This window comes from Desulfobulbus oralis (genome assembly GCF_002952055.1).
GTDB classification, from domain to species: Bacteria; Desulfobacterota; Desulfobulbia; order Desulfobulbales; family Desulfobulbaceae; genus Desulfobulbus; species Desulfobulbus oralis.
Window position 1 is genome coordinate 502,651 of sequence record NZ_CP021255.1, and the last position, 19,868, is coordinate 522,518.

Annotated in this window: 19 protein-coding genes and 1 tRNA gene; 13 read left to right on the plus strand and 7 right to left on the minus strand. The window is 53.3% G+C overall.

The features are described from left to right. Positions 1–126: 126 nt before the first annotated feature. From fusA to CAY53_RS12430, 5 genes are all read left to right on the plus strand, one after another. Positions 127–2,199 (plus strand): elongation factor G, encoded by a 2,073-nt coding sequence (gene fusA, locus CAY53_RS02030; RefSeq protein ID WP_104935719.1) that lies wholly within the window; start codon positions 127–129, stop codon positions 2,197–2,199. A gap of 421 nt (positions 2,200–2,620) precedes the next feature. Further along, a complete protein-coding gene (locus CAY53_RS02035; RefSeq protein ID WP_104935720.1) occupies positions 2,621–3,859 on the plus strand; it encodes a hypothetical protein in 1,239 nt (412 codons plus the stop codon). Between the two features lie 259 nt (positions 3,860–4,118). Then, positions 4,119–5,588, plus strand: a complete 1,470-nt coding sequence (locus tag CAY53_RS02040; RefSeq protein ID WP_104935721.1) for a hypothetical protein — start codon at positions 4,119–4,121, stop codon at positions 5,586–5,588. A 1-nt stretch (position 5,589) separates the two neighbouring features. Continuing rightward, the gene (locus CAY53_RS02045; RefSeq protein ID WP_104935722.1) at positions 5,590–6,492 is read left to right on the plus strand and encodes a phosphoadenosine phosphosulfate reductase family protein; all 903 of its coding nucleotides are present in this window, start codon (positions 5,590–5,592) and stop codon (positions 6,490–6,492) included. Positions 6,493–6,553: 61 nt separating this feature from the next. Next, a complete protein-coding gene (locus CAY53_RS12430) occupies positions 6,554–7,189 on the plus strand; it encodes a hypothetical protein (RefSeq protein ID WP_146106368.1) in 636 nt (211 codons plus the stop codon). 273 nt (positions 7,190–7,462) lie between these two features. Here the strand turns inward: CAY53_RS12430 and tnpA are convergent, their stop codons facing one another. Then, positions 7,463–7,906, minus strand: coding sequence for an IS200/IS605 family transposase (gene tnpA, locus CAY53_RS02050; protein ID WP_104935618.1), 444 nt, complete (start codon positions 7,904–7,906; stop codon positions 7,463–7,465). 463 nt (positions 7,907–8,369) lie between these two features. On the opposite strand from tnpA, the gene CAY53_RS02055 reads away from it, so the two are divergent. Both CAY53_RS02055 and CAY53_RS02060 read left to right on the plus strand, forming a co-directional pair. Next, positions 8,370–9,109, plus strand: a protein-coding gene (locus CAY53_RS02055) for an IS5 family transposase (RefSeq protein ID WP_245874844.1) whose coding sequence is annotated in 2 segments (ribosomal slippage) — positions 8,370–8,703 and positions 8,703–9,109 — 741 coding nt in all. Because the reading frame shifts where the segments join, the coding sequence is not laid out codon by codon here. A 423-nt stretch (positions 9,110–9,532) separates the two neighbouring features. Next, complete coding sequence (locus CAY53_RS02060; protein ID WP_104935672.1) at positions 9,533–10,789, plus strand: ISL3 family transposase; 1,257 nt, start codon at positions 9,533–9,535, stop codon at positions 10,787–10,789. Positions 10,790–10,822: 33 nt separating this feature from the next. On the opposite strand, the gene CAY53_RS02065 is transcribed toward CAY53_RS02060, so the two are convergent. Beyond that, a tRNA-Asp gene (locus CAY53_RS02065) sits at positions 10,823–10,899 on the minus strand. 185 nt (positions 10,900–11,084) lie between these two features. On the opposite strand from CAY53_RS02065, the gene CAY53_RS13345 reads away from it, so the two are divergent. The 6 genes from CAY53_RS13345 to traI all read left to right on the plus strand — a co-directional run bounded on the left by CAY53_RS13345 (position 11,085) and on the right by traI (position 15,487). After that, on the plus strand, positions 11,085–11,480 hold the full coding sequence (locus CAY53_RS13345) for a hypothetical protein (protein WP_245874845.1): 396 nt from the start codon (positions 11,085–11,087) through the stop codon (positions 11,478–11,480). After that, complete coding sequence (locus tag CAY53_RS13350; RefSeq protein WP_245874846.1) at positions 11,450–11,941, plus strand: site-specific integrase; 492 nt, start codon at positions 11,450–11,452, stop codon at positions 11,939–11,941. The genes CAY53_RS13345 and CAY53_RS13350 overlap by 31 nt, the downstream gene beginning before the upstream one ends. 372 nt (positions 11,942–12,313) lie before the next feature. Further along, a complete protein-coding gene (relB, locus tag CAY53_RS02080; RefSeq protein ID WP_104935723.1) occupies positions 12,314–12,538 on the plus strand; it encodes a type II toxin-antitoxin system RelB family antitoxin in 225 nt (74 codons plus the stop codon). After that, positions 12,522–12,791 (plus strand): type II toxin-antitoxin system RelE family toxin, encoded by a 270-nt coding sequence (locus tag CAY53_RS02085; protein WP_104935724.1) that lies wholly within the window; start codon positions 12,522–12,524, stop codon positions 12,789–12,791. Before relB ends, CAY53_RS02085 begins: the two co-directional genes overlap by 17 nt. 36 nt (positions 12,792–12,827) lie before the next feature. Then, positions 12,828–13,181 carry a plasmid mobilization protein gene (locus CAY53_RS02090; RefSeq protein WP_104935725.1) on the plus strand — a complete coding sequence of 118 codons (354 nt, stop codon included), beginning with the start codon at positions 12,828–12,830 and terminating at the stop codon, positions 13,179–13,181. Further along, on the plus strand, positions 13,178–15,487 hold the full coding sequence (traI, locus tag CAY53_RS02095; protein WP_104935726.1) for a TraI/MobA(P) family conjugative relaxase: 2,310 nt from the start codon (positions 13,178–13,180) through the stop codon (positions 15,485–15,487). The genes CAY53_RS02090 and traI overlap by 4 nt, the downstream gene beginning before the upstream one ends. Before the next feature lie 67 nt (positions 15,488–15,554). Here traI and CAY53_RS12440 read toward each other — a convergent pair whose 3' ends face one another. From CAY53_RS12440 to topA, 5 genes are all read right to left on the minus strand, one after another. Beyond that, entirely contained in the window at positions 15,555–15,968 is a 414-nt protein-coding gene (locus CAY53_RS12440) for a hypothetical protein (RefSeq protein ID WP_146106369.1), read from the minus strand. A 42-nt stretch (positions 15,969–16,010) separates the two neighbouring features. After that, on the minus strand, positions 16,011–16,610 hold the full coding sequence (locus tag CAY53_RS12445; protein ID WP_146106370.1) for a hypothetical protein: 600 nt from the start codon (positions 16,608–16,610) through the stop codon (positions 16,011–16,013). Further along, the gene (locus tag CAY53_RS02105; RefSeq protein WP_017866015.1) at positions 16,585–16,824 is read right to left on the minus strand and encodes a hypothetical protein; all 240 of its coding nucleotides are present in this window, start codon (positions 16,822–16,824) and stop codon (positions 16,585–16,587) included. Before CAY53_RS02105 ends, CAY53_RS12445 begins: the two co-directional genes overlap by 26 nt. Before the next feature lie 30 nt (positions 16,825–16,854). Beyond that, complete coding sequence (locus CAY53_RS02110) at positions 16,855–17,403, minus strand: tyrosine-type recombinase/integrase (RefSeq protein ID WP_104935728.1); 549 nt, start codon at positions 17,401–17,403, stop codon at positions 16,855–16,857. Between the two features lie 299 nt (positions 17,404–17,702). After that, positions 17,703–19,769, minus strand: coding sequence for a type I DNA topoisomerase (gene topA / locus CAY53_RS02120; protein ID WP_104935729.1), 2,067 nt, complete (start codon positions 19,767–19,769; stop codon positions 17,703–17,705). Positions 19,770–19,868 lie beyond the last annotated feature (99 nt).

A 19,868-nucleotide genomic window follows, 5' to 3' on the forward strand; every position in this document is an offset into this window, starting at 1 on the left:
CGCCAGCGAATATATAACAAATTTCCACTATTGCACAAGACACAGGGCGGCAGGCACGGGTCGCTGGCGCCTTGAAATGGAGAACCGTCGTCACCGCTCTCTCCCTTACCATATACGGAGGCTTTTATGCAGGACGTGCAACAGATCAGGAATATCGTCATTCTTGGCCATGGCAACAGCGGCAAAACCACGCTTGCCGAGGCCCTGCTGTTCACGGGCGGCGCGATCAAGCGCCAGGGCAGGGTGGATGACGGCAACAGCAGCATGGATTTTGAGCCCGAAGAGGCCAAACGTCATATCAGCATCAGCACGGCTTTCGCCCAGATCGGCTGGAAGAAGCACGAGATTTTTCTGGCCGACACGCCGGGCGACGATAACTTCGTGAATGAAACCCGCTTTGCCGCCCAGGTGGCGGACGCCGCCATTCTTACCGTGGGTGCGGTGACCGGAGTCCGCAGCCAGACGGAAAAATTTATCGACCTGATTCTGGACAACAAGCTGCCCTCTCTCATCTGTGTCTGCAAAATGGACAAGGAGCGGGCCGATTTCCAGAAAACCCTGGCCGGGCTGCGGGAAAAGGCCGGGCTCTCTCCGGTTGTGCTCTATCTGCCGATCGGCGCGGAAGACAAGTTCAGGGGCGTGGTGGACATCGTGGCCGGCAAGGCCCTGCTCTTTGGCGAGAACGGGACGTTGAGCGAAACCGGCATTCCTGCCGATCTGGCTGCGGAGGCCGCCCGCCTGCGGGAAGTGTTGATGGAGCATGTGGCTGAAACCGATGATGCGCTTATCGAAAAATTTCTGGAAGAGGGTGCGCTTTCGGATGAAGAGCTGATGGGCGGGCTGAAGGCGGCCATCCGCACTGCGGCCATTGCCCCGGTCTGCCCCTGCGCGGCTCTGGCCAACAAGGGCATGGCCCCGATTCTGGATACCCTGGTTGGCCTTTTGCCCTCACCTGCGGAGCTGCCTGCCCGTGCGGGCATCGATCCCAAAAACGGCGAGGTGATCGAGCGGACAGGGCAGGCGGACGCGCCCTTTTCGGCGCAGGTTTTCAAGACCATGGCCGATCCCTTTGCCGGCCGGCTCACCATTTTCCGTGTTTTCTCCGGAACCTTGAAGGGGGACAGCTTCTACAATGCCTCAAAGGACGAGACCGAACGCTTTGGCCAGCTTTTCGTGATGTGCGGCAAGGAACAGCGGCCCGTGGCAGCGGCGGTGCCGGGCATGATCGTGGCGGTGGCCAAACTGAAAAGCACTGCCACCGGCGATACGCTTGCGGAGATGGCCAATCCCATCGTCTATCCCGCTCTGGAGCCGCTGCCCGCGGTCATCGCCTACGCGGTCAGCACCAAAAAGGGCGAGGAGGACAAGCTCTTCTCTTCCATTAGCCGGCTTCTGGATGAAGACCTGACCCTGAAGCTGAACCGGGAGCCCCAGACCCGGCAGACGCTTTTGTCCGGCGTGGGTCAGGTGCACCTGGAAGTGACCGGCGAGAAAATCAAGCGCAAGTTCGGTGTGGAACTGGAGCTGGAGCTGCCCAAGGTGCCGTACCGCGAGACCATCAGAGGGCGGTCAACGGTGCAGGGCAAGCACAAGAAGCAGTCCGGCGGCCGGGGACAGTTCGGCGACTGCACCATCGAGATGGAGCCGCTTGAAAGAGGCGGTCATTTCGAGTTCGTGGACAAAATCGTGGGCGGCGTGATTCCCCAGCAGTACCGGCCCGCCGTGGAAAAGGGCATTCTGGAGGCCATGGAGAAAGGCGTCATCGCAGGCTACCCCTTTGTCGATGTGCGCATCAACCTGATCGACGGCTCCGCTCACACTGTGGATTCGTCGGAAATAGCGTTCAAAATTGCAGGTTCCCTGGCATTCAAGAAGGGCGTCCTGGAGGCCCAGCCGGTGCTGTTGGAGCCGATCATGAATGTGGAAGTCCGCGTGCCCAAGGACTGCGTGGGCGATGTCATGGGCGATTTGAACAGCCGGCGCGGCCGGGTTTTGGGTATGGATTCCACGGCCAGAGCCGAGGTGATCAACGCACAGGTGCCCCAGGCCGAGATCCTGCAGTACGCTCTGGATCTGACCTCTATGACCGGGGGGCGCGGCGCTTTTACTGTGGCTTTCGACCACTACGAGGAAGTGCCGTCCCACATCGCCGAGAAGATCATTGCCGCGTATCAGGACCCGGAGGGCAGCACAGACTGAATGCAGATCACCCTTGATCCGGCACATGGAAAAGACTTTCTGCCCAAAGCCCGGGAGGTATTGGCCCAAGCACGCGCAGTGAAAGAACTTTGTCAGGCCCAGTCGGTCATTTTGCCGCTGGAGTTCGGTTTTCCCTGGAACAGGAGGCTGTGATCAATAAAATAGCCAAAGGATAGGTCTGTCAGGTGCGCAACCGGTTCATCCGTGCCGCAGGCCTGCCGGATCCGGCTCCCTGAAGCCTGCCATTTCCGAACCATTATCAAGGGTCAGCGTCTCGGTTGGATCGCAGGCACGAAGTGCTTGTAAGACCCCGGGCAGGCATCGCCAAAAAATTTTCCATCTTGGCCTTGTCCTTGTACATGGTGAAACCACTAAGGAAATTTGGGCGGATGCGGGGAAATTCTTTCTGGAGGATGCGCACATGGCACGGATTGCCATGAACAGGGTCGTGGCATGGTTGGTGACACAGACCTATTCCCGAGGCACTCTGTACAGTGAAACACTGGCGCGCCAGTATATGGGGGCTGTTGCCCAAGCGCCTGAACGTTTGGGTCTGCCAAGCGATTTGGCCAAGGTCAGCGCCTTTGAACAGTGCAGTGCGGCGGAACTGGAGCGGTTATGGCAGGTATGGAAAACCGCGCCGAACTATACCGAACGGAACAGGCAAACGGGCAATGCCTTGTCCGCTGGCATGGGCTGTTTGTTGCAATATCTGCGCTACCGGGAAAGCCAATCTCTACGGGTACGTCGAGTTCCCCGCCAGGACACCAACCCGCCAGCAGCGGACGAGCAGGATAATCAGCCTGCCTCTTCCAACTCTTCGGATACTCCTGAGCAGCCCATACGCCTTTTGCGCCAATTTGCTTTGGAGTACATAGATAAGCGTCCCAAAGGCGGAGTTCTATGGGTTATAGGTGATCAAAGGCTGGCTGATACAATGGAACAGCTACGTCAGGTAGGCTTTCCCTTCACATTCAAGCCACGTGGCGGCATAGCCAGCGGTTGGCGCGACGCCTGGTGGCTCAAAGAACAAGACAGTATTACCCTCCCCCGAAATACCGAAACCGAAATTAAACTCACGCGCGAACCGGATCCTGACACAGTCGCGGCTTGGTTGCTCACCCAGACCGATGCCGAGGGCGAGCGGTATCAGGCGGCTGACGCGCAACTCTACATGTGGGCCTTGCGCACCACGCCCGCCAAGCTGGATTTGCCCCCCGCAGTTATCCAAAAAAGCGTTTTCTCCTGCCGCACTCCCGAAGAGCTGAAGCAACATTGGGAGCTTCTCAAAACCGCGCTCAACTATCAGCAGCTCCGCGCTTACACGAGCATTTTTGATATTGGCGTCCAATGCCTCCTGCGCTATCTGGAATCCCATCCGGCCAACGCCGGGCAAATAACCGCAGCGGCAGCGGCAAACATAGCCGAGCCTGACCCCAAGTGGATTCCTGATGCGGAAGCCAAAAACGGCTCGGACATTGACCCTGATGCAGTTGTAGCTTGGCTGGTCACCCAGCCCAACGCCAACGGCACGCTGTATCTGAAAAGAGTCGTGCGAACCTACATGTCTGCGTTAACGTACCACTCCCGCAAAATTGGATTTACCCCCCTCACTCTCACAAAAAAGCGTTTTCTCTTGCCACACGCCAGAAGAGCTTGACCAACACTTGCAACTCCTGCAAACAGCGCCGAATTACCGGCAAGTGAATTACGATATCCTTCACGGTCAGTTTTCTGCTGGGATTGCGTGCTTCCGCCGCTACTTGGAAGCCCATCCAGCCCGCATGGCAGGCGCTCCTAGCCTCTCAGCCCGCTTCTCCGCCCCCATAACAGCAAAAAACGAAAGTATCAATTGTATGGAGGCCAGCCCACCTCCACCGCTCCCTGCCCCGCCGATCCCACCCGCACCGCAGCCCGCCATGACCACTGCGAAACCGGCAAGTCCTTACCGCCCGCAAACCGCTGCGTCCCAAGTCCCCGCCTGGCTTGTTGAAATCCTGAGCGGCGTCCTGCAACGCCATTTCAGTAACGGCTTTCCCCTCAACGACGGCATTGAACTGCTCCGCTTCCGGGAATTCACCTATCAGGACGTCGGCAAGCCCATTCGGGAAAGCGTGGACGACGCGAAACTCACTTATTGCATCCGCGCCTGCGGCCCGGTCTTTCAGAACCGGGTCTATCCCGTGCCGCCCGAGGCTGTGGAGCGGCTTTACTCGCTCGTGGCAAGCTGCCTTGAGGAGGGCGCGGCCATCATCTTTTATGACCAGTTCTACCAAAACCATGAAACCTGGCTCTTTGACGCCTGCATCGTCTCGCCAGAGATGCTCCGTTTTCTCCTGCAAAAGCGTTTCCCCCGGCTCACCTTCACGGACAGCTATTGCGGCCAGGGCATCAGCACCATTCCCCAGACCGTGTCCCAGGAGGTCCAGCGGGTTTGGGGCGACGTGGCGGTGCATACTTATGAGGAACTGGCGGAACTGCTTCCCTATATTCCCTTTCAGCGCATTAAAACCGCGCTGGTGCAAAATCCGGTTTTCACCCTGAACGCGGACGGAGCCTATGCCAATCTGGATTTGGTGGAGATTGAGGACGAGGAGCGGGAAAAATTTGTCTGCATAATGACTGAAAGCTGTGAGCAGGAGGGCTATGCGTCCCTCTCGGAGCTGAATTTGGACGATCTTCAGGAACGCAACTACGAGCTTTCGGAAAACGCCCTGGCCGCCGCCGTGTTCCAGCTCTGCCTCTCGGATCGCTTTGAGCGTAACCGCAATATCATCACGCCCAAGGGCGCATCCCAGGATATCCGCGCCATTCTGGAGCGCCATTTAAGCCAGCTTGAACGCTGCGGTCTGGATGAATTGACCGGGTTTGCCGAGAACATCAACGGCAGCGCACCGGCCCCGCAAACCATCCTGGAGGCGGCCCACAGCGTGATGGTGCGCATAGACAAAGACACATTCCTCAGCGAAGCGCTGCTGCATTTTGACGTGGAGGGCACGGACGAGGCCATTGCCCTCGCCCTGGAAGGGACGGACGGTGAAACCAAAGCCTTCGCGCCCCTGCAAGCCTTCACCACTTTCGCCGCCTTCCCGGACTGTGGCCAGGCCTGGAATCTTTTTGTGCTGGAGAGCTATTGCCGTCGTTTCAGCCAGCGCTTCCGCTTTGCCGCGCACACCGCCAATTCCACCAATTGCGGCGCGGTAATCAGGAAAGAAAACAGCCAGAGCTACAACAGTCTTTTGGTGGAGGCGGCCTTGCAGGCGGGGCTTCCGGCCAAGGAAAACGAGGTGGGCGAATTTCTGATCGCCCAGGGCTATCTGGCCCGCAAAACCGTGAAAATCAGGGAGATCGTGTCCGCGCTCCGCACCCTGAAAGCGAGGCGGGCCTGAAATGTATTCCTACACCTACGATCCCGAAACCGGCGGACTTCTGCTCAACGCCTCGCCCGCCCCATTCTCCCGCGAACCCCGCCCGGTGTACGCGCCCGAGCTTGACCTTTTGGGCTTTGACCGCTTCTGGCGCTACGACAGACAGACGGACGCGCCCTATATGTGGGCCGAGGCCAACCAATACTTCTATCGCGGCAGGCTGGTGGCCAGGCTCAAGGGTGGTAACGCCTTCACCGCGCCGGAGATCATCATTCCCGAGGAGGAAAACGGCCAGCCTGTGCGCCCCGAGCCTGACGGCGGCAAGCTCCGGCCCGTTGATCTGGCCGCGATGGTGGCGGCCAACCGGGAGCTTTTGGAGATTCTGGAACGCACCACGGTGCGGCGCATCGTGGACGCCTACGCCCGCCACCGCAAACGGCTGGACTGCTTCCATGTGGCCTTTTCCGGGGGCAAGGACAGTTGCGTTCTGCTGGATCTGGTGAAAAAGGCCCTGCCCAAAGGCAGCTTTGTGGTGGTCTTTGGCGACACGGGCATGGAGTTCCCAGACACCTACGAAGTGGTGCGCCAAACCCAGGCCCAATGCCAGGCGGAGGAAATTCCCTTTTATATAGCCCGCTCCCACTTCAAGCCCGAAGAGTCGTGGCAGCTCTTTGGCCCGCCCTCGCGGGTGCTGCGCTGGTGCTGTTCGGTGCACAAAAGCGCACCGCAAACCCTGAAGTTGCGAGAAATCACAGGGAAAACAGATTACACCGGGTTGGCGTTTGTTGGAGTTCGAGCACACGAAAGCGCAACACGAGCAAAATACGAATACGAAAATTTTGGAAAAAAACAAAGAGGACAATACAGCAATAACCCTATACTTGAATGGACATCTGCTGAAATTTGGCTGTATATATATCAATAATATAATTATAAATAATGCATACAAAATAGGAAGCGCGCGTGTAGGATGTCTATGTTGTCCAATGGGTGGAGGAAAATCGTGCTATATTGAATATAAAAACTATACGGAGGAAATTAAATTATTTCATACAATAATAGAAAAATTCAATAGCAGAAAAAATATAAATTTATCAGATAAAATATCAAAAGGAATGTGGAGTGCAAGAAAAAATGGAAGAGATTTACTTGGAAATCAAAATAAATACTTAGAAACACGTAAAGAATCTTATATACAAGTAGATATAATCAATACAATACAAATATTTAATGAATGGAATAAAACTTTAAATACCGAACACAACACTATTAATGTTGAAGAAAATAAAAATGGATTTTCTGTAAAATTCAATAATTATATTATAAGTAATAATCCATTTTTAAGCAAGTCTATACACTTTTTACTTCACAAATCTGCCTATTGTGTAGGATGCAAGGTATGCGAAGCAAATTGTACAACAGGAGCGATTAAATTTGTTAATAATACAATCACTATAAATAACTGTATTCATTGTAAAAAATGTTACGAGATAGACAGTGGATGTTTATTATATCATTCATTACGTTTCCCATCAGGAGGAGGAAGTAATATGAAAAGCATTAATACTTTATCAAATCATGCACCAAAAAGTGAATGGCTTAATGACCTCTTTGAAAAATGACATATATTTTTTGATGAACATGGTCTTGGCCCTGAACAGATTTCATTCTTCAAACGCTTCCTTAAAGATGCAGAAATCATAATAAATAATGAAACTACAAATTTATTTGATATAACCAAAAAAATCAATGGGATTCTACTTCTTCTTTGGGAATTATATTAATAAATCTTGTAAATAACAATCCGCAAATTTGTTGGTATGTTGTTAATTTTGAAGTGAATTCTCTACCGCCTAAAGGCGGTAGCTTCGAACCATTGCCGCCTGCAAGGCGGCTTACGGAGCCAGGGTAAAATCGTCATCGTGGGCTCGCTCCTCCAAGTCCTGCTCTGCAATATATTGCATGATGACATCGTCTGTGACATTGCCTGAACTGGCGGCAAAATATCCGCGACCCCACAGATGACGGCCCCAAAATTGCCCGGACAAACGTCGGTTTTCTGCAAGCAGCTTGCGTGAGGTTTTCCCTTTTATGCGGCCAACCAATTTACTCACAGAAATCTGTGGAGGAAGCGAAACAAACAGATGTACATGATCTTTGGAGACGTGCCCTTTCAAAATATCTATATCCATGGATCGGCATATTTCTCGTATCAGATCCTGTAAACGCACGGCCACGTCTCCAAAGAGAACCGGTTTGCGATACTTGGTAATCCATACAATATGGACCTTGAGGGAATAAATTGAATGCGAGCCTTTGCGATACGCATAGTCATCCATAGTATCGCAAACCTACTGAAGTCTTCGCCTCAAGGCGAGGGATTTTCTCCCATTCCCAGAAAGAGACATTAAGGGCGAACCACCGCAGAACCAGGCCCTTCAAATTTTCTCTGGGCAAGGCATTCCAGATAATTCCGGTAGGAAGCACAGAGACGAGAGCGGCAAAATACAGGCGATGCGAATAGTTGCGTCTCCTTCCTCTTCCAGGCTTTTGGATGTAGGTTTGGCCAGCATCCCGGCAGTCTGTGGAATCAATGCTTCGACAGTCTGCCAAAATTCATCAGAAATCCCCAAGTATTGATATGCGGCATGCTTGCTCGGTGTTTGTATGGATCTTCCAACGGACTATCAGGAAAACACCCTGTATTTGCAAGTGATTTGTTCGTAGATAAGCACTTAGGCTCAGGCCTCATTAATTGCCAAAAAGCAGAAAATCTGGTTAGTTGTGCTCAGGGAGGACGCCATGAGCCAACTGTTCTCCCTTTCTGCCGAGCAACTCGAACGTATCAAGCCCTTCTTTCCACGGTCACATGGTATTCCGCGGGTCGATGACCGGAAAGTCATCAGCGGCATCATTTATGTCATCAAACATGGCTTGCAGTGGAAGGATGCGCCGCGCGAGTATGGCCCTTATAAAACGCTCTACAATCGTTTTTTGCGCTGGAGCCAGATGGGCATCTTCAACAACATTTTTACCGAATTGGCAAAAACAGCGGGACAGGATGGCCAGGTGATGATCGATGCGACCCACCTCAAGGCGCATCGTACCGCCGCCAGTTTGCTCAAAAAAGGGCTCTTTCCCGCTGCATCGGACGCACAAAGGGCGGGCTGAACTCCAAAACTATGCCCTTTGCGACGCTCACGGCAGGCCAGGTAAGCGACTACAAGGGAGCCGCCCTGCTTATGGATGCCATAGATGCTTTGCCCGAGGCCAGGGAGCTGCTGGCGGACCGTGGTTATGACGCCGACTGGTTCCGTGATGCCCTGCGTACCAGAGGCATTACGCCCTGCATCCTGCCCGGAAGGAGCCGAAAGAGACTCTGCCCGTACGATCAAAATCTGTATAAACAGCGGCACAAGATCGAGATCATGTTTGGCAGGATCAAGGACTGGCGGAGAATAGCCATGCGTTATGACCGCTGCGCACATACCTTCTTTTCAGCTCTGTGCCTCGCGGCTTCCATCATATTCTATCTCGATTAATGAGGCCTGAGCCTAGTTCAGTCCTGGGGCTTGATCACCTGGTCTGAACTGAAAAACCCTTGACCGGCGGAAGGGTGTTCCTTGGATAGGTTGAGAAGTCGCTTCCTTGCCGGCACCAAAACCAACAAGCCTCCCTGGAACATTGGCGTTCCAGGGAGGCTTGTTTCGTCAGGTTGTGGGCTTCGCAATCAAGCGGCCCGACAGGGGAGCGAAACTGAAAAACTCTCTTGGAACAATCGTTCCAAGAGAGTTTGAAAATAATAGGGCTCCTCAGCAGAATCTGTGGGTTCCCGTCAGGGCCGATGAGGCTGTTGGGTGGCTGAAAATATTCCCTGACGGAACCTGAAAAGAGAGCATCCCGTTTCCCTTTTTGGCATTGTGGAGATCGACGAATATTCCCAAAGCCAAGGGAGGAGAAACGGGATGCAAATCAAAACTATACTGAATCGGATCCAGGTCCACAAAGGTTTTGTGTATGGCCCTGCCAGCTTGCATGAGCTGGCAGGGCGGCTGATGCTGGAATTGGAGATCCGGCCACGCAAAGGGAGCCGGCCAGTCTGCTCCGGCTGTGGCAAAGTTTGTCCTGGCTACGATACCCAGGCCCAGCGCCGGTTTGAGTTTGTCCCCCTGTGGGGAATCGCGGTCTTCTTCCTCTATGCCATGAGACGAGTCAACTGCCCCGATTGCGGCGTCAAGATCGAGCGGGTTCCCTGGGCAAAGGGGAAAAGCCACCTGACCACCACCTATGCGTGGTTCCTCGCCGGATGGGCGAAGCGTCTTTCCTGGCTGGAGCTTGCAAGGGCCTTCCACACCTCGTGGGAGAATGTTTTCCGCTCGGTCAGGATGGCCGTGGAGTGGGGGCTGGCGCATCGCGATTTGACGAATGTCCTGGCCATCGGCGCCGACGAGATCTGCTGGCGCCGACGCAAGGATAAGTTTGTCACCCTGGTCTATCAGCTTGACCAGGGGAAAAGGCGGCTGCTCTGGATCGGCCGCGACCGTACCACCAAGACCTTCCGGGGATTTTTCGACTGGTTCGGGCCACAGAGCTGTCAACACTTGCGGTTTATTTGCAGCGATATGTGGAAGCCCTACCTGCGGGTCATTGCGGAGAAAGCTCCTGATGCGCTCAACGTTCTTGACCGTTTCCATATCATGTCCCACCTGAGCAAGGCCATTGACGAGATCAGGGCGCATGAGGCCAACGAGTTGAAAAGCCAAGGAAAAGAACCGCTCCTGGCCAAAAGCCGCTGGTGTCTGTTGAAACGGCCTGAAAACCTGACCGACACCCAGGTGGACAAACTCGGAGAACTGCTTGCCTGCAACCTCAGAACCGTCCGCGCTTACCTGCTTAAGGAAGATTTTCAGCGATTCTGGGCGTACAGTTCCCCGGCCTGGGCCGGCAAATTTCTTGATGCCTGGTGCACAAGAACCATGCGCTCCAGGCTCAACTCTATGAAGAAGGTCGCCAAAATGTTGAGGGTTCATCGCCCTCTTTTGCTCAACTGGTTTCAAGCACAAGGCGAGATCGCTCTCGGGTGTGTGGAGGGTTTGAACAACAAGGCCAAAGTGATCACAAAACAATCCTATGGTTTTCGGACGTATGATGGCTTAGAAATAGCATTGTATCACGGAATTGGTGACTTACCTGTCCCAAAAGCTACCCACAGATTCTGCTGAGGAGCCAATAATAGTTGCTAATCTGCGTCGTTGTGGCGGGGCCGACGAGGCTCGAACTCGCGACCTCTGGCGTGACAGGCCAGCGTTCTAACCAACTGAACTACGACCCCGCATATATCTTCCGTGGTGGGCGAAACAGGGTTCGAACCTGTGACCCTCGGCTTGTAAGGCCGATGCTCTCCCAGCTGAGCTATTATCGGGATCATAACCAGTTTAAAGTTTGAATTTTCTGTACTATATTTTTTAGATGTTGGCAAATATTTTTATGCACAAAGATACATGGAGGAAGAACGCAATGAACCTGGGAGATGCTTGGAATTTGTACAAAATGGCTATTTTAGCATCGACAAAAGAAAAAAGTCAGAAAACAGAAAATGGCAGATGGAGGAACCATATTGCCCCAATTTTAGGGCAGCACGACGTTCGCACAATAACGACACTCGATTGCCTGTTGCTACGGAGAAAATTAGAGGAGACCTATAAATTAAGCCCGCAGACAGTGCACCATTGTTTATCACTTTTAAGGAGAGTACTGAAGAAAGCAGAGGAATGGGAGGGATTCGAAAGTAATATCAAGAACTTCAAAGGAATAATGCCAAAATTTGATAACAAAAGGCAAAGATTTTTAAATAGTGACGAGGTAAAAAAATTTTATATTTTTTGGAGTCAGACAAAAACTGGCATGATATAGTAGTATTTGCACTTAATACAGGTTTAAGAAAAGGAGAAATCTTTAATTTAAATTTTTCAAATATAAATATGAACGAAAGAATTATATTTATTGTCGATAGTAAATCAAATAAGAATAGAATAATTCCAATGAATGATCCTGTATACGATATATTATGCGAAAAAATAAATAAAAGTAGCATCAACGAAAATATATTTTATGGTAAAAATAAGCGGTCATTTATAAATGCTGTAAACAAAGCTGGTTTGAATAATGGAATAACTGATCGTAGGCAAAAGGTTGTATTTCATACGTTACGTCATACTTTTGCAAGCTGGTTGGTTCAGGATGGTGTACCATTAGCGGTTGTAAGTAAATTACTTGGTCATAGTACAATTAATTTAACTATGAGGTATACGCATCTTGCGCCAACCCAATATCGCCAGGCTGTAAACCTTCTAACAATGCATTTAAAGGCATAAAAATAGATAATTTATGCATTACAATGCATGACTGAACGCAATTATACAGAACAATGCATAACTAAGCAGAATAATGCGTCTTCTATTTCAATATGTATAATACCGCATAATACTGTATAATACCGTATAGGATTGGAATGGCAGGATATAAGAAGTACCACTACTCGCTGCGCTCGCAGTGTTCTTCTTGATCCTGCTCTGCGAGGCGGCTTATTCGCCCATGGCTCAACGCGCGTCTCCGGCTGCGCCGGGATATACCCCAAAGAAAAACTATCTGACGAATCAAAGCCTATTTTCCTGATATGACGTGGCCTTGACGGGTACCTGCGTTTATGATATACAAGTATATCATAAACGCAGGAGGAACGAAACATGCTCGCAATCAGACTGCCCGCTGAGATAGAAGCCCGGCTTGACGCCATGGCAAAGGCCACTGGCCGAACCAAAACATTCTATGCCCGGCAAGCCATTCTCGAATACCTGGATGATCTTGAAGACCTGTATCTGGCTGAGCAACGATTGAGCGAGATCAGAACCGGAGCGTCGGAGGTTGTGGCTCTTGAGGAAGTGGTGAAGCGCTATGGGCTGGAAAATTGAGCTTGCCCGCGCTGCAGAACGTGATTTGGATAAACTCGATCCTCAGGTGGCCAGACGTATTCTTGTTTTTCTGCATGGCCGTCTGGCTGAACTGGACGACCCACGCAGTATCGGTGAGCCACTCAAAGGATCGAAGCTGGGTGAATTCTGGAAGTACCGCGTCGGTGATTACAGGGTAATCAGCAGCATCGAGGACAAGGTGCTGACAATCCTCGTTGTGAGAATTGGCAATCGTCGAGAGGTCTACAGATAACATCAGGTCTTCGATACGTCATGTGGAAGATGAGATATGCCCTGTCCCGGTAAAAAAGTCCTCCACGCCTACCTGACGCCGGAAGAATATGAGCAGATGAAATCCCTGTCAGAACAGGCCGGGCTGTCGCTCTCGACCTTTGTCAGGCGTGTCTGCCTGGGACAGGATGTGAAATCCAGGGCAGATCAGGAAGCGGTCCGGGCATTGCTCAAGGCCAATGCCGACCTGGGTCGGCTGGGCGGACTCTTCAAGATGGCGATCACCGAAGGCCGCATCCGGGAGATGCAGTACGCAGAATTCCGACAGATGCTGCGGCGACTGGAGAAAAGCCAGGCCCAGGTGGTGGCATGCTGTCGGGCAGTTGCTGAATCGCTTAAGCACAGGTCATGATCGCCAAACGTCAGGAGCCCAGATCAAAGGGTGAACAGCGACGAAAATTCCGGCACTACGATTACAGGAGACTGGGCAACTATTGTCGTGATGCCGATCACAAGGGCGAAAAATGTCTGATGTCCTGGTTTGCCGGCTGCAACGCTCCGGATTATGATCTGGCGCTGGAGGAGATCAAGGCCACGCAGGCCATGAACACCCGCGTCAGGAGCGATAAGACATATCATCTGGAAGTGAGCTTCCGGCCGGAGGATGAAATCAGGTTGGCACCAGAGGCGTATGAGCGGATTGAACGTGCCTTTGCCGAGGCGCTGGGATTGTCGGAGCATCAACGTGTATGCGGAGTGCACAAGAATACCAACAATCTGCACATGCACATAGCTTACAATCTGATTCACCCGGACAGATTGACCATGGCGACGACGTTGTTTTATGACTATGAAAAGTTGTCCAGGGCCTGTCGCGCTATGGAAAAAGAGTTTGGCTTGACAGCAGACAATGGGTATGAGCAGCGTAACACCCAGAAAGGAAAAATCAGCCAGCACGCTGCTGCCCTGGAGGCGCATACAGGGGAACAATCATTTCAGTCGTATGTATTGAGCCTGAAGAGCGAAATTATGCGCCGGATGAGTACAGCCCGGAACTGGCAGGATGCCCATCAGGCGCTGGCTGAATACGGCATTGCCATCAAGCCGAAGGCGAACGGGTTTGTCCTGGTGCCTCTGAATGACAAGGGCGGCAGCCTGAAGGCAAGCTCCCTGGACAAAAGCATGTCCAGAATGCGCATGGAGCAGCGCTTCGGCACTTTCGTCACTTCAGAAACGCAGCAGCCTTCCCAATCGGGATCGGTGCCGGAACTTCCGCGTGCCGGCGAGCGGGCATTTCGGGATGTTGTTTTGGCCCGAAGGGCGGCAATTACCGCCGATCTGGAACAAGCCCGGAACTGGCAGGATGTCCACGATATTCTTGCGAACCATGGCCTTGAAATAAAACCTTTGGGTGCAGGATTGGTGCTGGCCAGCCAGCACAGCCCGGAAACGCTGAAAGCCAGCGCTTTGGACAGGAATATGTCCAGGATGTATCTGGAGAAGCGATTCGGGAGCTATGCTGCGCCTGAGTCTGGCCAGCGGCAGCAGGAAGCACCGGCGGCGGATGCGAGGCAAACGTCCGGCCGCCGGCAGAAAGAACCGAAGCAGGAGTCCACGGCCGGGAAACGCACGTACCAGAAAAGCCCCAGACAACCCAGGAATCCGGAGAGGGATCGGCTGTACCTGGATTACCAGGCGGCGCTGGCGGAAAAGATCGCCCGCATCGATGCGGAGAAGGCAAGAAATGAGGCATCACGCGAATGGCTGAAGGGGCGGTGGCAGCGAATGAAGGAGCAGCTGTATGCCGAGGTACTGACCCGCCGGACACGGGCCATCCGCATGCGCATGATGCTGAACCTCCACCGGCAGGATGTACTGCAGGAGCGGGCTGGCCACAAGGCGGCAATGGCAGGGATCAGGGCGGATTATCCCTGGTATAACTGGAACGGTTACCTGCAGCACCAGGCAACCCAGGGCAATACCGTCGCCCTGGGGGTGCTGCGCTCCATGGAAGAGCGCAAGGCCGCCCAGGCTGCCATCCGGAATCCGGCCAGGGAAAAGACCTTCCTGGAAGTGCAATTTGACGACCGGCAGGCTGCAAAAGCAGCAGGCGCAAAATGGGATCCCCAGGCAAAGCACTGGTATGCGCCCAGGGGGTCTGATCTGGACAGATTTACTGTCTGGTTGCCAGCCCAGCCTGATGCGGCTCCAACCAAAAGCGAAAACGGGAACTTTGAGCGAGCAGAACCGACTGCACCGGACACGCCAAAAGAAAAGAAAACACCGGGCGAACGGCTAGCGTATCTGGCCTGGCAGGAACGGGAGCGCATCAAAGCCGGCAGCGCAAATAAATCTTTCTTTTCCGGCTGCAGCTACCGGATCGACAACCGTGGCGTTGCGATTATCACCCTGGTGTCAGGCGGCACCATCCGGGATGCCGGCAAGAAACTGCATTTCTCACCGGACGAAGACAGCCGCCAGGCGGCCCGGCTGTACGCCATGGCCAAATTCGGCAAATTTGTCAAAGAAAAGGGGAGCACAATTGAGCAAAGAGAACGAACCGCCAGACTTGCCAGACTATTCGAGCCCCACATTGGCATCCTTAAAGAGTGTGCCCGATACGGCCTGCGCTCGTTGTCCCAACTCGCTGTGGTTTGTGGTCGGCGCAAATCCGAGGTGCTTTTGCAGGGCTATGCACATGATGACCTGGAACGATGAAGAACAGCTCAATATCACTGCCTGTGATGGCGAGTTTTTAGAATGAACGAATTTTGAGCATTCAAAATTACTTGAAGTGAACCGCTATACCCTTGCCAATTCCTTTGCGTTGGGGATTTGTAAATAAGTAGAACATAGGAATAACAACGACTGTTGTTGCATCAACGGTATATTGCATATTTATCAAAGCATCTACCTGGTTTCCATATTTTGCAAAAGCAATTTTTCTGCATAAGTTAAATGTAGCTTTTTCACTATCTACATCATTATTACACTCTATTTCACCAAGGATATTATAAGGCTTGCTTAAATCACCAGTCGTCACAATAATATTTTTTGTCGGTTCCGGCAGATTACTATATGGAGATCGATATTGTCCTTGTTCAACACAGCCACAAAAGACAAGAGAAATGGAAAAAAATATAAGTATAATGAATATTTTTACTTGTATGCAATCAAGTGAAGGCTTATAAATACACATGATGATTTCCCAACTTTTGAATAATTCCAATATCCCTACTTTCTACCTTTCAAGTTCCTGCTCTTCCTGCTGGGCAGACTCTAAACCCAAGGCATTTGCACATTCCCGTTCATGGGATTTAAGAGCGGCTTTTAACGCTGCCGAACGGGCACGGAAATACCACTCTTCCGGTGGAGTGGCAAACTGGCCGACTGCCCTTGACAATCTTTGGCTCTGGCTTCTGACGAATATATGGAATTCATCTTCAGGAACGGCAGGAACCTTGTCCATATTGTGCGCCCCGACACTCAATGCAAGGTTTTGTTTGTAGCGTTCCGGATCAAGCGGCAAAGTCAGCGTATCTCCGAGGCGAGAAATGGTCTGCAATGCGCGTATGCTGCTTTGTCGTCTATCGGCAGTATTGGCAAAAAAAGCCAAATAAGATTGCTCGCAGTGACGTTCAAGCGCCAGAATTTGGCGTGCATCGCCAACTTCAGCGACCTTCTCAACAATCCTGGAGATACGGTTTAAGGTGTTTCCACGAGAGATGCGAAGTCTGTTGTTTTCACCGGCTTCGTGTTGCCATTGAAAGCCAACAAGTTCCTTGACTATATTAGCTTGTATTCTATTAAATTCTTTACTGCTTAAGGAAGTCTTCGCCATATTCTTGTACCGCATCATACAGGTTGAGATCGGAATCAAGCAATGCTTCCAATCCCATCGTTTCTTTGAGAGATTTCACCAAGCAAGCGGGAATGGGCCTTCTGGCTCTGATCCGATCAAGTTCCTCATCCGAAGCTCCACGGTACAACGCCTCGGTTTCGCGTTCGGTGATCTGTTGAAGTTCTTCCGGGCTTACATACTCACAAATTGCCATAACATGACCTCCAAAAAGGAAAAATTAGTTTCACCACAGTTTTCCGAACCTGGCCGGGTTGGCGGCGGTGTAGAGCACGGTATGCTGGATGCTGCGGTGGCCCAGGTAATCCTGGATCAGTCTGGTGTCCGCGCCCTGGTCGGCCAGGGCGAACCCGCAGGCGTGGCGCAGCATGTGCGGATGGACTTCAAGCTCCAGCCCGGCCATCTTACCATAATTCCGCAGCAATGCCCAAACAGTTCTGCGGTCGAGCGGCTTCCGGCGCTCGCTCAAAAAAAGGGCGTCGCTGTCGGCAGCCATTTCCTTCCGCTTCTGCAACCAGGTCTTGATGATCCGCAGTTCGTCGGGACGAAGCGGATGCGTGGTGGACAGGCCGCGTTTCAGCCGGGCCACATGCAACACCCGACCATCCAGACCAATCTGGGAAAGGCGCATGCCGCAGGCTTCCGAGACCCGCAGGCCATGCCGGAACATAAGCAGCAGGAGGCATCGATCGCGCACGTCGTTGCGGGAGCCTTTTGTCGCCTCGATGAGCCTGGTCACTTCCGCCTGGGTCAGATGTTTTCGTGTCTGTAACATTTTGTCTAATGTTTACGCCAAAGGGAAAAATAACTGGCTGATTTCACGTGCCTGATTTTGGAGCCTGGAAAGAAGATTGGACAAAATGTACCATTTTGTCCAATCTTCCCCGCTTCCGTTGTACGGTTTATTCCAGTGGATAGTAATGTCCTTCAACGGCCCACCACCATTCCGGCGGCAACGCAGGCACAAAACCTTCCCGCTCGGCAACGCGCAGGCATTGAAGCACCGTGACCAGGTCCAGCGAAAACTGGTGTTGCCTGTCCTGCATGGCAAAGATTAAGGGATCGCCGCAGCGTTCACAATCGTTTTCGGAAGCCGCCCTGCCGGCCTGGGTAGCCGCCAGCTGCCGCTTTGGGCTTGTTGTCCTGGCGTGCTCCCGGCTTGCCGTTGTCATCGGCAAAGGTGGCCTTGCAGCCGTCTTTCCAGCCCGAGCAGCCCCAGAAGTCGAAGGCGCGTCCGTTTTTTTCGCCCTGGTGGTGGATGAGCGGCTTGCCGCAGACCTCACATATGAATTCGCTCAATTGCACCTTGGGCCTGTTGTCCTGCCGTTCTCCAGGCGCGCCGTTCTTATCGGCAAAAGTTACCGGGCAGCCGTCGTTGTGGCCGGAACAGCCCCAGAAGTTGTAACCCTTCTGCTCTTTGGAGGCTTTCCTGAAGTGGTGGACAAGCGGCTTGCCGCACTCCGGACATTTGGGCGAAGTCGCCTCGATGTAGGCGCCGGTGTCGCTTTGCAGGGCATTATAGGTGACAGCCACCACAGGTTGGTATTGCTCCCTGCCCTCGGCAATCGCATCCAGTTGTTCCTCCATCCGCTTTGTGAATTCGTAATCAAGGAAACCAAAACTTCCCAGGGCATTCACCACCTTCTCGCCCTGCTCCGTGGGGACAAGGAAGCGCTTCCTGTCCACCTGCAAATACCTGTGTGTCTGGATAATATTCTGGAGAATGGCCGCATAGGTGGACGGACGCCCGATGCCCCGTTTCTCCAGTTCCCTGACCAGGGCGGCTTCGGTGAAGCGCGCCGGTGGTCGGGTCTTTCTGGGAACTACCTTACCCTCCTGGGGTTTGATTTTTGTGCCGGCGGACAGTTTCGGAATCTGGTTCTCCGGTTCCTCCTCGTTTTCATCCGTCTGGTCTCTGGCGACCAGGGCCTTCCAGCCCGGTTTGACCAGGGTGCGGCCTTTGGCCTCGAAGACTGCCTTTTTGCCGTCCACCTCGCCTTCCAGACGCAGGACACGCACGGCATAAACAGCTTCTTCCAGTTGGCTGGCCAGGGCACGCAGCCGGATAAGCCGGTACAGAGCCTGTTCCTCTTCGTTTTCACCCGCGTCTTCCACTTCAAAATGCGTGGGCCGGATGGCCTCGTGGGCCTCCTGCGCCCCTTCCTTGCTTTTCCAGGCACGTGGCCCGGCCGGTACGGGATGATCATGCTCCGCAGCCCAGCTGCGGATGGCCGCTATGGCCTCTTCCGACAGGTTCGGGCTGTCGGTGCGCATATAGGTGATGTGGCCACTCTCATACAGCTTCTGCGCCAGGGCCATGCACCGGGTCGGATTGATTTTCAGAGCCGCCGAGGCGGCCTGCTGCAGGGTGCTGGTCGTAAAGGGCGCAGGCGGCGCTGCCCTGCATTCCGTTTCCGTGCAGGCCTGCACCGTGACCGTCCCGATCCCGGCCACCTGTTCCGCAACCGCCCTGTCCAGCACGTATTCCTGAGTTTCTTCCAGCCAGCTACCTTCTTTCGGCAGCCAGGCGGCTTTCCAGCCATCGCTGACGTGCTCCATCGCCTCAAACACCAGGTCAACACCAAAATGGGCCGTAACCCTGAAGTCCCGGATCGCCCGTTCCCGCTCCACCACCAGGCGCACCGCAGGCGACTGCACCCGGCCGGCGGACAGGGCACAGCCGTTTTGCCGGGACAGGACCGGAGAGACCAGATAGCCTACCAGACGATCCAGCACCCGGCGGGCCTCCTGTGCCGATACCAGACGCCGGTCAATGTCCCTGGTCTGGCGCAGCGCCGCCCTGACTGCCGTTTCCGTGATTTCCGTATAGGTCACGCGCCGGGCGTCCCCAAGATGCAGCGCATCCGCCAGATGCCAGGCAATGGCTTCACCTTCCCGGTCGGGATCAGTGGCCAGATACACAGCTTCAGCATTTTTGACCTTGTACGCCAGGTCCTTCAGCACCTTTGCGCCCCGCTCCGTGGCCTCGTAGCGCGGCACAAAGTCCGGAGGCTCAACGCCGATTGTCCGTTCCGGCAGATCCCGCACATGGCCCACGCTGGCCACCACCTTCCAGGATGGCCCCAGAAAGCCCTGAATCTTTTTCACCTTCCCTGGTGATTCCACGATGAACAGTTTCATCTTTGCCCCCTGTCACTCTTGTAGTCTGAAAAAAATCCTGTGTACTCCTGTCAACAAAAGCATATTATGCAATAGTTGTAAGAGAAAACTGTCCGGATG